This window comes from Neolewinella sp. (assembly GCF_965214665.1).
Taxonomy (GTDB): domain Bacteria; phylum Bacteroidota; class Bacteroidia; order Chitinophagales; family Saprospiraceae; genus Neolewinella.
Genome location: NZ_OZ243970.1, coordinates 1,180,089 through 1,192,739 on the forward strand (window position 1 = coordinate 1,180,089; position 12,651 = coordinate 1,192,739).

12 protein-coding genes are annotated in these 12,651 nt (G+C 61.3%); 4 read left to right on the forward strand and 8 right to left on the reverse strand.

Annotated features, from left to right (window positions below):
* The first annotated feature begins 4 nt into the window (after window positions 1-4).
* Window positions 5-1,237 (forward strand): NAD(P)-dependent oxidoreductase, encoded by a 1,233-nt coding sequence (locus tag ACOOHD_RS05270; protein ID WP_420460526.1) that lies wholly within the window; start codon window positions 5-7, stop codon window positions 1,235-1,237.
* A 3-nt stretch (window positions 1,238-1,240) separates the two neighbouring features.
* A complete protein-coding gene (locus ACOOHD_RS05275; protein WP_420460527.1) occupies window positions 1,241-2,287 on the forward strand; it encodes a threonine aldolase family protein in 1,047 nt (348 codons plus the stop codon).
* Here ACOOHD_RS05275 and ACOOHD_RS05280 read toward each other — a convergent pair.
* From ACOOHD_RS05280 to ppk1, 7 genes are read right to left on the reverse strand one after another with little or no spacing between them, the layout of a single operon-like run.
* Window positions 2,187-2,468: a 4Fe-4S binding protein gene (locus ACOOHD_RS05280; protein WP_420460528.1), complete on the reverse strand. Its 282-nt coding sequence runs from the start codon at window positions 2,466-2,468 to the stop codon at window positions 2,187-2,189. The genes ACOOHD_RS05275 and ACOOHD_RS05280 overlap by 101 nt on opposite strands.
* Window positions 2,465-3,640, reverse strand: a complete 1,176-nt coding sequence (locus tag ACOOHD_RS05285) for a geranylgeranyl reductase family protein (RefSeq protein WP_420460529.1) — start codon at window positions 3,638-3,640, stop codon at window positions 2,465-2,467. The genes ACOOHD_RS05280 and ACOOHD_RS05285 overlap by 4 nt, the downstream gene beginning before the upstream one ends.
* 44 nt (window positions 3,641-3,684) lie before the next feature.
* Window positions 3,685-4,287, reverse strand: a complete 603-nt coding sequence (locus ACOOHD_RS05290; RefSeq protein ID WP_420460530.1) for a hypothetical protein — start codon at window positions 4,285-4,287, stop codon at window positions 3,685-3,687.
* Between the two features lie 38 nt (window positions 4,288-4,325).
* On the reverse strand, window positions 4,326-5,825 hold the full coding sequence (locus ACOOHD_RS05295; RefSeq protein WP_420460531.1) for an ABC transporter ATP-binding protein: 1,500 nt from the start codon (window positions 5,823-5,825) through the stop codon (window positions 4,326-4,328).
* A gap of 11 nt (window positions 5,826-5,836) precedes the next feature.
* Complete coding sequence (locus ACOOHD_RS05300) at window positions 5,837-6,310, reverse strand: type I restriction enzyme HsdR N-terminal domain-containing protein (RefSeq protein WP_420460532.1); 474 nt, start codon at window positions 6,308-6,310, stop codon at window positions 5,837-5,839.
* Window positions 6,294-6,881 carry an ACP phosphodiesterase gene (locus ACOOHD_RS05305; RefSeq protein WP_420460533.1) on the reverse strand — a complete coding sequence of 196 codons (588 nt, stop codon included), beginning with the start codon at window positions 6,879-6,881 and terminating at the stop codon, window positions 6,294-6,296. The genes ACOOHD_RS05300 and ACOOHD_RS05305 overlap by 17 nt, the downstream gene beginning before the upstream one ends.
* Window positions 6,878-8,950 carry a polyphosphate kinase 1 gene (gene ppk1, locus ACOOHD_RS05310; protein ID WP_420460534.1) on the reverse strand — a complete coding sequence of 691 codons (2,073 nt, stop codon included), beginning with the start codon at window positions 8,948-8,950 and terminating at the stop codon, window positions 6,878-6,880. The genes ACOOHD_RS05305 and ppk1 overlap by 4 nt, the downstream gene beginning before the upstream one ends.
* Before the next feature lie 174 nt (window positions 8,951-9,124).
* Here ppk1 and ACOOHD_RS05315 point away from each other — a divergent pair, with 174 nt between their 5' ends.
* Both ACOOHD_RS05315 and ACOOHD_RS05320 read left to right on the forward strand, forming a co-directional pair.
* Complete coding sequence (locus ACOOHD_RS05315) at window positions 9,125-10,045, forward strand: methyltransferase domain-containing protein (RefSeq protein WP_420460535.1); 921 nt, start codon at window positions 9,125-9,127, stop codon at window positions 10,043-10,045.
* Between the two features lie 2 nt (window positions 10,046-10,047).
* On the forward strand, window positions 10,048-10,941 hold the full coding sequence (locus ACOOHD_RS05320; protein WP_420460536.1) for a methyltransferase domain-containing protein: 894 nt from the start codon (window positions 10,048-10,050) through the stop codon (window positions 10,939-10,941).
* Here ACOOHD_RS05320 and recN read toward each other — a convergent pair.
* Window positions 10,907-12,571, reverse strand: coding sequence for a DNA repair protein RecN (gene recN, locus ACOOHD_RS05325; protein ID WP_420460537.1), 1,665 nt, complete (start codon window positions 12,569-12,571; stop codon window positions 10,907-10,909). The two genes, ACOOHD_RS05320 and recN, sit on opposite strands and share 35 nt — an antisense overlap.
* Window positions 12,572-12,651 lie beyond the last annotated feature (80 nt).

Genomic DNA, 12,651 nt, shown 5'->3' on the forward strand with positions numbered 1-12,651 from the left:
CCCAATGCCCCCGACCCCGCACACGCCTACCATCGCCGTCCTTCGGGAAGATAAGTACCCACCCGACGCCCGCGTAGCCATCACCCCAACTCAGCTAGCTAGGTTACGCAAGGCCGGCTACGACGTGGTCGTGCAGCCCAGTCCCCACCGCTGCTATACGGACGCCGAGTACACCCGCCTAGGCGTACCATTACAGGAGGATGTCTCGGACCGCCAGCTACTCATTGGAATCAAGGAGGTGCCGATCGGTCGGTTGATCGCGGATAAGACCTACTGCAATTTCGCCCACGTGGCCAAATTTCAGGCCTACAACCAGCCCCTGCTGCGGGCACTGCTCGATAAGGGCATTACACACATCGACTATGAGTACCTAACTGATGACCACGGCAGGCGCCTCATCGCCTTTGGGTACTGGGCGGGCATGGTGGGGGCGCACAATGGGCTGTGGGCCTACGGCCGGCGTAGCGGTGCCTTCGAGCTTCCTCGCTTAAAGGATCTATACGACTACGCCGCCGCAAAGTCGGTGTACGGTGAACTCACGCTACCCGGCGACCTGAAGGTGGTCCTGACCGGCACCGGCCGTGTAGGCGCCGGAGCAGCCAAGGTGCTCACCGATTCGGGCCTGCGGCGGGTCAAGCCGAAAGACTTCCTCAAACCAACCGAGGGACCGGTATTCACCCAGCTCGCGGTGGAAGACTACGCCCGGCACCGCAGTGGTAAGGCCGTGCAACGCAAGCACTTCTACCAGCACAGTGAAGAGTACGTGAGTGCCTTCGCGCCCTACGCGGCCGTGGCCGATGCGTTTATCAACGGCATCTACTGGGACGGCAAGGCCCCGGCCTTCTTCACCCAGAAGGATATGGCCGGCGGGCATTTTCACATCCGGACGATTGCTGACGTAACCTGCGACATTGCCCCCCTCTCCAGCGTTCCGTCTACGCTAAAGGCCTCCACCATCGCCGATCCGGTCTATGGTTTCGACCCCCACACCGGTAAGGAGGTGGCCCCCTACGCGGTGGATGCAATTGACGTGATGTCCATCGACAACCTCCCCAGCGAGCTGCCGCGCGATGCCAGTAAGGCATTCGGTGAAATCCTGCTGAGTACGATCGTGCCCGAGTTCGATAAGCCAGAGAGTGACATCCTGGAGCGCGCCACCATCACCCGCAACGGCCAACTCGGTCCCCATTTTACCTACCTAGCAGCCTTCGCCGAGGGCCGTACCACACGCCAGTAAGCCATGGAAGTCAACCTCATCTCGGATACCGCCACCCGACCCACCCCGGCTATGCTGGAGGCCATGTTTGCCGCCCCCGTCGGCGATGACGTCTTTCGCCAGGACCCCACCGTCAACCGGCTCGAGGAGACGGCCGCCCACCGCTTCGGTATGGAGGCCGCCCTCTTCTGCCCCTCCGGCACCATGACCAACCAACTGGCCATCAAGTGCCACACCCAGCCGCTGGACGAGGTCGTGTGCGAGGAGAAAAGCCACATCTATCAGTACGAGGGCGGGGTGTACAGCCTCCTGTCCGGCGTAAGCATGAACCTCCTCCACGGCGAGCGCGGCAAGGTACTTCCCGGCCAGGTCACCACCGCCGTCAAGCCCGCCTACGACTGGCTCCCCCGCACCCGGCTGCTGATCCTCGAAAATACCTGTAATAAGGGTGGGGGCAGCATCTACACCCATGAGGAAGCCACGGCAGTCGTGGAGGAAGCACGGCAGCATGGTCTGGCCGCCCACCTCGACGGCGCCCGCCTCTTCAACGCCCTGGTCGAAACCGGCGAATCCCCCGCCCAGTGGGGGCAGCTGTTCGACTCCATTTCCATTTGCCTGAGCAAGGGGCTGGGCGCACCCGTTGGCTCCCTCCTCCTCGGCACCCGCGAGCTCATCGACCGGGCCCGGCGCTACCGCAAGGTATTCGGCGGCGGCATGCGGCAGGCGGGCTACCTAGCTGCGGCCGGTCTGTATGCCCTGGACCACCACGTAGCGCGACTCCGGCAGGACAACCAGCGGGCGCGAACGCTGGCTGCCACCCTAGTCGAACAGCCCTACGTCGCTTCCGTGGAGACGACCGAGTCCAACATCTGCATCTTCCACCTTCGCCACCAGTCTGCCAACGCTTTTCTGGAGGTGCTGAAGGCGGAAGGCATTCTGGCCACTCCCTTCGGCCCCCGAACGGTACGGTTTACGACTCACCTGGATGTTTCGGAGGAGCAGATCGCGTACGTCGTGGAGCGGTTGCAAGCGCTGGCTGGGCGACTTGCTGAAGCACCGGCACGTGGGTAATGGTGTCCACTGGGCAGATGGCCTCGCAGAGTAGGCAGGCGATATCGCAGGGGCGGTCTACGGCGATGGTATCGAAGGGACTGACGAAGCCCGCCTCCTGGGGGCAAATTGCTACGCAGGCACCACAGTTGATGCAGGCATTCCAGCCGATACTAAACAGGACGGGCTGTTGCTTGCTCATATTTTCTTGAATTCCGAGGTAGGACTAAAATAGTCCGACATCGTGGCGTACAGCTGCTGGTCGCGCTGCTGGATGTTCATATTGTGGAATATGTCGGTCTTGATACCGTACAGCTTCCACATCTTGTCGCCTAACTCTTCCAACCAGAGTGTCTGGTAGGCGCGTAATGCACCGTCCTGGAGGGACATGCCGTCTCCGAGGTGACCGATCAAAAAATCCGCGGCAATCTTGCCCCCGGCAACGGCAGTGTGCAGGCCGCCCCCCGTGATGGGATTTACGTGCCGGGCCGCATCGCCGACCAGGATGAGGTTATCGGCATACTGGGTGCGCAGCGGCGCGGCCAGGGGTACTCCCCCCCCCTGCACCTCCAGGATACGGGAGTTCGCAAACCGGCGGCGGAAAAAGCTCTGGCGAATAAACTTATCGAGGTGCCACTGGGCCGGCTTATCGGTCATGGTGGCGATGACCCCCAGCCCGATCTCGGCATAACCGTGGCCCTTAGGAAATACCCAGGCGTAGCCCCCCGGGGCCCACTCGTGCCCGGTGACGATCTCCAGCAGTCCTTCGGTCTCCACCCCATCGACGATGAACTGGAGGCAGCCGGCCAACTCGGTGATCTTGATGTGGGTTTGTAAGCCGGCCCACTTACCAACCTGCGACTGGAGGCCATCGGCTCCCACCAGTACCCGGGTCGTGAGGCGTAGGTCCTGATTGTACCGCCGTAGCGACACCGTGCAGTGACCATCATTGGTGGGTTGGTAGCCCAGCCCCTCCGTTTTGAGCCACACCTCGGCACCCGCGCGCTCGGCCTGCGTCATAAGGTAACGGTCGAAGCGGCGGCGGTCCACCACGTACCCCAGCGGCTTCTTGCCCTCTCCCGCGCCGTACTCGTCGGGCTTAAGTTGGCGGTAGTCGTGCACGGTCCGCCCACCCTCCCGATCGTAGATCGCGAAGCCGTAGATCGCCTCGTGGATGAACTCCGGACTGGCCGCGATGCCGGCGGTGGCCAGACCATGACCGCTAATGGCCCCGGAACACTGAATGGGAGCGCCAAGCTCCTGCCGCTTGTCTACCAGCAGTACCCGCAGTCCGGCCTCGGCGGCGAAGCGGGCGGTAGTGGATCCCGCGGGGCCGGCGCCGATGATGATGAGGTCGTAGTCTGGTGGGGGCATCTAGCAAAACGTTCTACCACCAAACCGCCCCTACCGCGCGCGGTTCAGTTGCGCCGCCAGACCTCATACCACCGTTTGTCGCGGTTGGCGCGTTCCTCCCGCCGCCGGTCGCGCTGGCGCTCCTTGCGTCGCTTGCGGATCTTCTTCTCCTTGTCCTTATTCCATAGCCGGTTACGCTTGGCAATGACGTAGCGCACGCTGACGGCCGTGTGGGTGTAAAGGATGGATTCCCCGCCGGTAACATTCAGGGCCGGCTTAAAATCATAGCTTAGGTTGACCTGCCCGATGGTAGCCTCCAGGCCCACGATGCCGGTGATACCCTTCGGTCCGTTGAAGGTCTGGCCGGTCTCGGTGTCGATCTCATTGTTCCAGCCGGCGTGCAGTCCGCCTCCATAAAACAAATTCAATCGGCGCGACAGCAATGGGCGGTGCTGCTTTCCGAGCAGGCTAAGGCTGCCCTCATCCTTGCTGAGGGAGGAGAGAATGATGGCTTCAAGCACAAAATTCTTGTGGATCTGGGGAATCCGCAACTGGGCCGTAGCTCCCCACTCCGTACCCAGCCGCAGGCCCAGGGCTGCGTCGTAGGACTGTGCGCAGACACCTAGGGAGAGGAGCAACGAAAGTACGTGCAGAGGCAGTCGCTTCATGGTGGATATAACGTGGTACCGCAGTGCTTTGGTTTACCTCAGTACAGGCCAGCCGCGACCACCAACCGTCGGGTAATTACCGCTTCCGGCTGGGCGAAAACGACCGCCGGCGTTCCACGTTCGACGACCTTACCGTCCTGCATGATGAGGACCCGATCGGCGTACTCCAAAATATCCGGTAGACTATGGGTAATCGTGACGAGGGTAAGTGTCTCTGACGTTGCCAGACTACGCAGTTGCCGCAGTATGGATGCTTTAGTCGGTGCATCGAGTCCGGAAAAGGCCTCGTCACAGATCAGCACGCGCGGTCGTGCGGCCAGTGCGCGCACGATGGCGACTCGCTGCCGCTCCCCGCCGCTTAGTTGGTGCGGAAGGCGATCGGCGTACTGCCGTGGCTCAAGTCCAAGTTTTGTCAAGAGTTCCTCCATCTGCTCGTGCGTACTGCGCGGTACACTAAGGATCAACTGTCGTACGGTCATCCGCGGATTTAGCGAACCGGCCACATCCTGAAAGATAAGTTGAGCTCCCGTCGCCTGACGTACGGTACGGCCCGCTGCCGGCATAGGGTAGGTCCGATCCGCCACGGTAAGCGTGCCGCGGTGGCCCTCGACCAGGCCGACCATCCACCTAGCGAGCGTTGTCTTTCCACAGCCACTCGGTCCGGTGATGGCCACGCATTCATACCGCTGAAACGAAAAGGAGACCTCCCGCAGCGCTTTATGCTTCGAGCCGTAGTCCACCGCTATGGCGGTGGCAGTGAGTATCGGGTCCGGACTACTGTGCGGTAGTAAGGAGACCGTGCGGGGTGAGCTACGGGCAGCCGGCGGGTGGTGCCCTCCTTCCACCGGTAGCTCGACCACCCGGTCCGTGGCTCGCTCCAGTAGCCGCCGGTCGTGACTGATGAACAGCAACCCCAGTTTTAGGTCTTGTCGCAGTCGGTCGAGCAGGGACACGATCGCTGCCTCGGTGATGCCGTCCAGTGCGGTCGTAGGTTCATCGGCAATGAGGAGCCGGGGCCGTCCGATGAGGGCCATGGCAATGACCACGCGCTGCAACTGCCCGCCGCTCAGTTCGCCCGGAAGCGATCGGAGGATCCGCTCCGGGTGTTGCCCTAATTCTACCTGCCCAAGGACGGCCAGAAGGTGGCTTTTCTGGTCGAGAATGTCGGGACATAGCATAGTGGCCGCCTCGCGCAACTGTCGTCCGCAGCTCAGTACGGGATTGAGCGCCTGCTCGGGCTCCTGAAAGACGAGACCGATTTCCCGCCCGCGCAGCCGTGTCCGTGCCTTTCGGTCTAGTTCGAAGACGTTGACCGCCACGCCCGACTTCAGCTGGTAGGCTGCATGACCTGCCCGTACCTTCACGGCCGGTGGGGCTAGACCGAGGAGGGCGGTGGCCAGCAGGGTCTTGCCCGCGCCGGAGGGACCGGCCATCCCCAGACTCTCTCCCGGAAGGAGTTCGAAGGACAGGTCCGAGACCAGGGCGGGGCCCGTTCCGTAACCTAGGGATAGGTGGGATACACGCAGTAGATCGGTCACCGGCGCCTCAATTACCATTCCGGTACGGCGCCGAGGAAGCGGTAGGACTCGGTAGCGTAGTCGATCTGGGCCACGTACGATTCCCGCCCGTTGGAAATCATCAGGTAGGGGACCTGAAGGGGGCCGTTATAGTGGGCAGCCTGCCGGAAGGTGTCCGTACTCAACGGCACCTTAGGTGCCTTACACTCGATGAGCAAATAGGGGCGCATGTGGACGTCGAATACCAGAATGTCAGTTCGCTTCGGATCTCCGTTTACCGCCACGCCCCGTTCTACGGTGATGCGATTGCGGTTGTACTTCATGTCACGCAGCAGGAACTGTACCAGCAACTGACGCACAAACTCCTCAGGCTGTAGTACCAACCATTTCTTTCGTATTTCCCCAAGTACCATCCTGCGGTCACCTTCCAATTTGATGGACAGGTAACCCGAAAAACGGTCCAGGCGCAGGTCGATCGGTTTGGGGGGGCTAGTGGGTTGACTCACGGTAGGTGGCGGCGAGGGCTTGTAAGCGTGGGAACAGCAGGAGGAAAGCGCGGTTGAACGCAGGTGCGAATTCCTGTAGGCTACCGTTGATACCGGTAAGCAACTCGGGTCGGCTCAGGCGCGAACGTAACCGGGCAAACACCTGGCGCATTCCGGCGGTGGTGGTGTAGAGCGCAAGCCAGTCATCGTCGGTCATCGCCTCCACGTAGCGCGCCGCCCGGGGAGGCATATGTGGCTTACCGGCCCGAAGTGCCGCGTAGGTATGCTGGCAGAACGGCGCAAAGGCCGTAGGCATCACGACCGTCCAATTACGGCAAAGAAAATGATCGAAGGCAATGTCGGAAAGCACCGGGGCATACCGGCCGTGTCTACTGGCCAGTAGCCGGTTGACCTCCCGCACGTCCGGATCGGCATCCGTGAGCCGGTCGATGGCGCGGTGCAGTATAACGCCCCGGCGGATTTCCGGAGGCAGTGCGCTGACCTCCCCACCCCGTAGCACGTCACCCAGGTAATTTCCTACCTGGAGGTCGGCCGAAAAGTGCGACAGGGCAAGGTGGGCGAGGTAGTTCAATCGGCCGCGAGCTGTGCCTTAAAGTAATTATAGATGTCGAGCTGGGCGCGGAAGTGTCCGTCCCGGGGTTGCGGCTCGCGGTAGGCATTAAGTTGGCCATCGCAGATGAGTCGGGCGCGCTGGTTATCGCGCCACTGCATGTCCATGATGCGCCGTAGTTCCAGGCGGATCAGGTGGTCAAAAATGGGCGTGACGACCTCCACGCGGCGGTAGAGGTTCCGGTTCATCCAGTCGGCCGAGCCCAAGTAGACCAGCTCCTCCCCATCGTTACCAAAGATGAATATCCGGGCGTGCTCCAAGAAGCGGTCGATGATGCTGATGATCTGGATGTTCTCGTCCTCTCGCGGCACCAGGCGGCAGATCCCGCGCACGATGAGGCGTACCTCTACCCCCACCCTGGCCGCCTCCTGCAATTTATCGATCATAGTGGGCTCCTCCAGGCTATTCATTTTTAGGAACAGGTAGGCGTGGCCCCCGGCCTTAGCAATGGCGATCTCGCGGTCGATGAGGTTAAGAAACTCAGATTCCAAGTTGAACGGGGCCACCAGGAGGTGCTTACAGCGCGGTAGGATCAACTTGCCCCGCAGAAGATCAAAAACCCGCTCCACATCCTTACCGAGTTTAGGCCGGCAGGTGAGTAGGGCGTGATCGGTGTAGAGCTTGGCGGTCTTTTCGTTGAAGTTGCCCGTACCGATGTAGCTGTAGTGAACGGTATCCCCGTTCCCAGTCTGCCGCTCGATGTGTAATAGTTTCGTATGGACCTTCACGGCCGGATAGCTGTAGCGCACGTAGGCCCCGGCCTCCGTCATTTCCTTGCCCCAGTAGAGGTTACTGGCCTCATCAAAGCGGGCCTTGGCCTCCACGAAGGCCTCGACGACCTTACCCAGCTTCAGGGCATACAGGAGATTCTGCACGACCTGCGACTTTTTCGCCACGCGGTAGAGGGTAATGCGAATTTTAGTCACCTCGGGGTGGTCAGCCGCCTCGCGGATCAGCTGCGGGATATAGTCGTATTTCTGGTAGGGGAAACTGAGCAAAATGTCAGCATGCTGAATCACCTCCATGACACTAGCTGCCCCCTCCAGTTGCGGATGGGGCAGCGGCGGCAGCTCCGGGTAGGCCAGGTAGTCGCGCCCCGGCGGCTGAGGGAACCTGAAAAAGTCGTTGAAGTTGTGGTAGCGCGCGCCCGGAATCATGTCGTACTTCGAGAGCCTGAGCGCCTTTTTGAGTCGTTTGAGCATCCAGCTCGGCATGTCGCCGTCGTAGAGAAAGCGGGTGGGAAGGCCGGTATCGCGGTTCGCTAGACTACGCTCGATCTTGCGCAGCAGGTCGCCGTCGAACTCATTGTCAATGTACAGTTCCGCATCGCGACTGAGCTTGAAGCTGTAGCCGAAGTCCACCCGCCGGTCCATCCAGCGGCTCAGGTTAGCGCGCATGACGCTATCTACAAAAATCACGTAGTAGCCATCGGGGTCCTTTTCGGGACTCGGCAGCACCACGAAGCGGCCCGTTTCCTTCACCGGTATGGGTACCAGGGCTACCTCCCCGGTCTCCTCGGCCTCGGGCTCGTTGAGGGAGACAGCGAGGCAGAGCTGTCCGTCGTCAAGAAAGGGGAGCTCCCCGCCCTCGTCTCCATCGCCGGGCAGCCAGTGCAGTTGCAGGTGGGGGGCGATGTGGTGGTCGAAGTGGTCAGCCGCAAAGGCCCGTTGCGGCTTGGTCATCTGATCGGAGTGGATCAGATGGATGCCCTCCTCGCGTAGTTGGGGCAGGATCTCCTCGCGAAAAATACGACCGAACTCTTCCTGCTGCTGGTACACGGTGCTGCGGATCTCACGCAACTCCCGCTTCGGCTTGAAGTCGAACAGCTCGCGGCGTTCCGTCTTCGGAAGCTTTTTGAACTGCCGCAGACTGGACACCCGCACCCGGTAAAACTCATCCAGGTTTGAGCTATAGATGGCCAGGAAGCGGATTCGTTCGTAGAGCGGCACCCGGGGGTCGGCGGCCTCCTGGAGTACGCGGGCGTTGAATTCCAACCAGGAAGAATCGCGTTTAATCAGGTCGGTGGGCACGAGAGAATGGTAAAGGTAGGATGAGCCAGCAAGGTAGCTGTTTGCCGCAAACGTAGCGTGCGCTGTGGTATTATCGGCCCCCTCCACCTAGTCGGCACCTGCGCACCCGCCCACCTGCCCTGGGTGCGAACATTCTTCCCGCCCGGGGCTTAAACCAACAACCCAATCGCGCCAATGAGACTCATGCAGCATAAGCGGGAAGCCTTCTGGTTCTACCGCTACCTCTCCAATTTTTACGATAAGCTGGTCAATCCTCTGTTCTGGACCGAAAGCATGCGCGAAAAGGCGCTCGACGTGGTCGACTGGTCAGACGGCGAGAACCTCCGCGTGGTTGACGTCGGCTCCGGCACCGGCTTTACCACCCAGGGCATCGTGCGGCGCGTACCGGCCACAAACGTCGTGTGCGTAGACCAGAGCCCCCAGCAAATGGAGCGCGCCATGGTTAAGGCCGACCTGGAACGCTGCCGCTTCCGCCTGGGCGATGCGGAAAACCTGCCCTTTGAGGACGACACCTTCGACCGCTACGTCTCGGCCGGCAGCATCGAGTACTGGCCCGACCCGCAGCGGGGCATCAATGAGGCCTACCGGGTGATCAAGGAGGGCGGACAGGCCCTGATAATTGGGCCCATCGAGCCGGTCAATCCCATCAGCAAGTTCATCGCCAACACCTGGATGCTCTTTCCGCCAGAGAATGACTACCACCTTTACTTTCACAACGCCGGTTTTACCGGCGTCGACTGGACCTACGTGCGGCCTCACTGGCAGCAAAACGAACGCTACGGTATTGCCATCGTCGGTACCAAACCCGCTCCCGGCACGAGCCCCAATGCCGAGGGTCGGCGTAGTCGTCAGGCCCTGGTACCCGCTGAGCCAGAGGGCGGCTGGCTAGGACGTAACCTCCTGCTTACCGGTCGGGTACTGCTGGGCTCCGCCGCCGGGTTTCTGTTCATCCCGATGGCGCTACTCGCCCACGCAAGCGCTCCCCTACGGGGCGTAGAAGGAGACATACAGCCGCTCAACAAAGAGCAAAAGCTGGTCCTAGGCCTGGTCGGTGGCGCGATTACCCTCCTCCTGCTCCTAACGCGCAGGCGCTAAGTATGGTAGGCCTTAACGAACGCATCCGCACCTTCTACGACCAATCTACCCCCCTCTGGCTCACCACCTGGGGCGAGCAGATGCACCACGGCTACTACGGTCCCGACGGCCGGCGGCGGGTCGACCACCGACAGGCGCAGCTGGATATGATCGAGGCGCTGCTGCAGTGGGGCGGTGCCCCAGATGGGGTGGGCAGCTTTCTGGACGCGGGCTGTGGCGTGGGTGGAAGCAGTCGCTACCTCGCTAGGCGCTATCCGGGCGCCACCGGCCTGGGTGTGACACTGAGTCCGGTGCAGGCTGAGCGCGGGCGGGACTACAACCGTCTGGCCGGGGTCGATGACCGCCTCCGCATCGTAGCCAGGGATGTATATAGCCTGGATCCGACCACCGACGGCACCTACGACCTCATTTGGAGTATGGAGTCGGCCGAGCACATGGCGGATAAGCAGGGACTATTCGACCTCTTTTTTCGGCTCCTGAAACCCGGCGGACGGCTACTGATGGCCACCTGGTGCCGCCGCCCGGAGCCTCCCTATCTCTCCCCCAGCGATCAGTATACCCTGCAGCAAATCTGTAAGCTGTACCACCTCCCGCCGCTAGTCAGCGTACCGGAACTGGGCGCGGCCGCGGGTGCAAGCGGATTCGAGGAAGTGCAAACCGCTGACTGGAGCGCTGCCGTGGAACCCTTCTGGGGGGCTGTGATTCGATCGGGACTCGATCCCCGCAACTGGCCCGGGCTGGTGCGTTCGGGGGTGGGTACGATGCAGGGGGCGTGGGCGATGCGGTATATGCGGCGGGGGTTTGCTACGGGGGCTATACAGTATGGGGTGGTGGCTGCGCGGCGGCCCTCGTCGGCAAGGCCTACACCGCCTCAATCAGCTCCCGCGCATTCTTAAGCGCCGAGTCACTAGGTGGGTTCTGGCTGAGCATCGTAGCGATGGCCTTGACGCGCTGCTCCTTATTGAGCTCGCGCACCTGGGTGATGGTGCGCTCCGCGCCCTGTTTATCGGTCTTGTAGACGAAGTAGTGGCGGTGGGCGCGACTGGCCACCTGTGGGGAGTGGGTGATAACGACCACCTGGTGGTGGGCACTCAGGTCGGTGAGGATGCGGCCCATCTTTTGGGCTACGTCGCCGCTGACGCCAGCGTCGATCTCGTCGAAAATGAGGGTGGGTAGCTCCATGGCGCTGGCGACCAGACTCTTAGTGACCAGGGCCAAACGTGACATTTCACCCCCTGAGGCCGCGTCTTTGATGCTCTGTAATTTGCCGCCCTTGTTGGCGCTAAAGAGGAAACGGACCTCGTCAAGTCCGTTGGGGCCGGGCTGAGTGAGGGGCTTGAAGTCTACCTCGAGGCGGGCGTTGGCCATACTCAGGTCGGCGAGTTGCTGGCGGACGTTGCTGGCGAACTGGGGGGCTACTTCTTGGCGCCCCTTACGGAGGGTCTCGCCCTGTTTGAGGAGGCTGTCAAGTAGTCGCGCGCGCTCCTTTTCTAACTTGGTGATCTGGCTACCGAGGTCGGCAAATTCCCCGAGGCGACTAGAAAGCTCATCATAGATGGCGATCAGCTCCTCGTTGTCCTTGACGGCGTGCTTGGTCTGTAGCTTGTACAGGAGGTTGAGGCGGTCTTCGACTTCTTCCAGGCGGTTAGGGTTTACCTCGGTGTCCTCACCGAAGGCCTCGAGGTCGGAGGCGACTTCTTCCAGCTCCAGACGCAGGCTCTCAAAGCGTTCGCTGATGGCCTGTAGTTTTTTGTCGCCGGCGGCCAGGGGGGCCAGTTTGTTGGCGATGGACATGAGGCGGTCGGTGACCGAGTTATCGTCTTCGGTGAGGTAATGGAAGGCCCCGGAGGTGAGTTGCTTGATCTCATCGGCATTGCTGAGGCGGTGGCGCTCGCCCTCCAACTCGTCCTGTTCGTTGGGCTGTAGAGCGGCTTCTTCGAGCTCCTGGACCTGAAACTCCAAAAACTCCTGCTCGCGGCGGGCCTGGGCCTGTGACTCCTGGAGTTGCCGAAGCCTGCGCTGGGTCTCCTGTAGCTTGCCGTAATCGGCGCGGTAGGCCTTGATCTCCGGCTGCTGTCCGGCCAGCGCGTCGAGTAGTTCCAACTGGAACTCGCTGTTGTTGATGTACAGGGTATCGAACTGCTGGTGCAGGTCGATGAGGGTAGCCCCGATTTGCTGCAGCACCTTCAGGTTAGCCGGGGTATCGTTGACGAAGGCACGACTCTTGCCGGAAGGGGTGATCTCGCGGCGGATGATGAGTTCCGGCTCGTAGTCCAGGTCGTTCTCCTCAAAAAAGGCCTGTAGATCGTACGCCCCGATCTCGAAGCGCCCCTCAATGATGCACTTCTGACTTTCATCGAACAGCGTTTTAGTGTCCGCCCGGCCGCCAAGGATAAGATTGAGCGCACCCAGTACGATGGATTTTCCCGCCCCGGTTTCGCCGGTAATGATGCTCAGGCCGTCGGCAAAATCGAGGGTCAGCTCCTCGATGATGGCGTAGTTGCTGATGTGCAGCCGTTTGATCATACCCGCTTTTTGTTTGAAAAACCCAAATTTACAACGCTTCCGTTCAGCCCCCAAGGTAGGAGCGCTTTTTGTATCCTTGT

Bases quoted from the DNA above. Each gene is read 5' to 3' on its own strand.
- recN (WP_420460537.1), bottom strand. From the start codon at position 12,571: ATGATCAAACGGCTGCACATCAGCAACTACGCCATCATCGAGGAGCTG.
- ACOOHD_RS05320 (WP_420460536.1), top strand. From the start codon at position 10,048: ATGGTAGGCCTTAACGAACGCATCCGCACCTTCTACGACCAATCTACC.
- ACOOHD_RS05285 (WP_420460529.1), bottom strand. From the start codon at position 3,640: ATGCCCCCACCAGACTACGACCTCATCATCATCGGCGCCGGCCCCGCG.
- ACOOHD_RS05315 (WP_420460535.1), top strand. From the start codon at position 9,125: ATGAGACTCATGCAGCATAAGCGGGAAGCCTTCTGGTTCTACCGCTAC.
- ACOOHD_RS05280 (WP_420460528.1), bottom strand. From the start codon at position 2,468: ATGAGCAAGCAACAGCCCGTCCTGTTTAGTATCGGCTGGAATGCCTGC.
- ACOOHD_RS05270 (WP_420460526.1), top strand. From the start codon at position 5: ATGCCCCCGACCCCGCACACGCCTACCATCGCCGTCCTTCGGGAAGAT.
- ACOOHD_RS05275 (WP_420460527.1), top strand. From the start codon at position 1,241: ATGGAAGTCAACCTCATCTCGGATACCGCCACCCGACCCACCCCGGCT.
- ACOOHD_RS05290 (WP_420460530.1), bottom strand. From the start codon at position 4,287: ATGAAGCGACTGCCTCTGCACGTACTTTCGTTGCTCCTCTCCCTAGGT.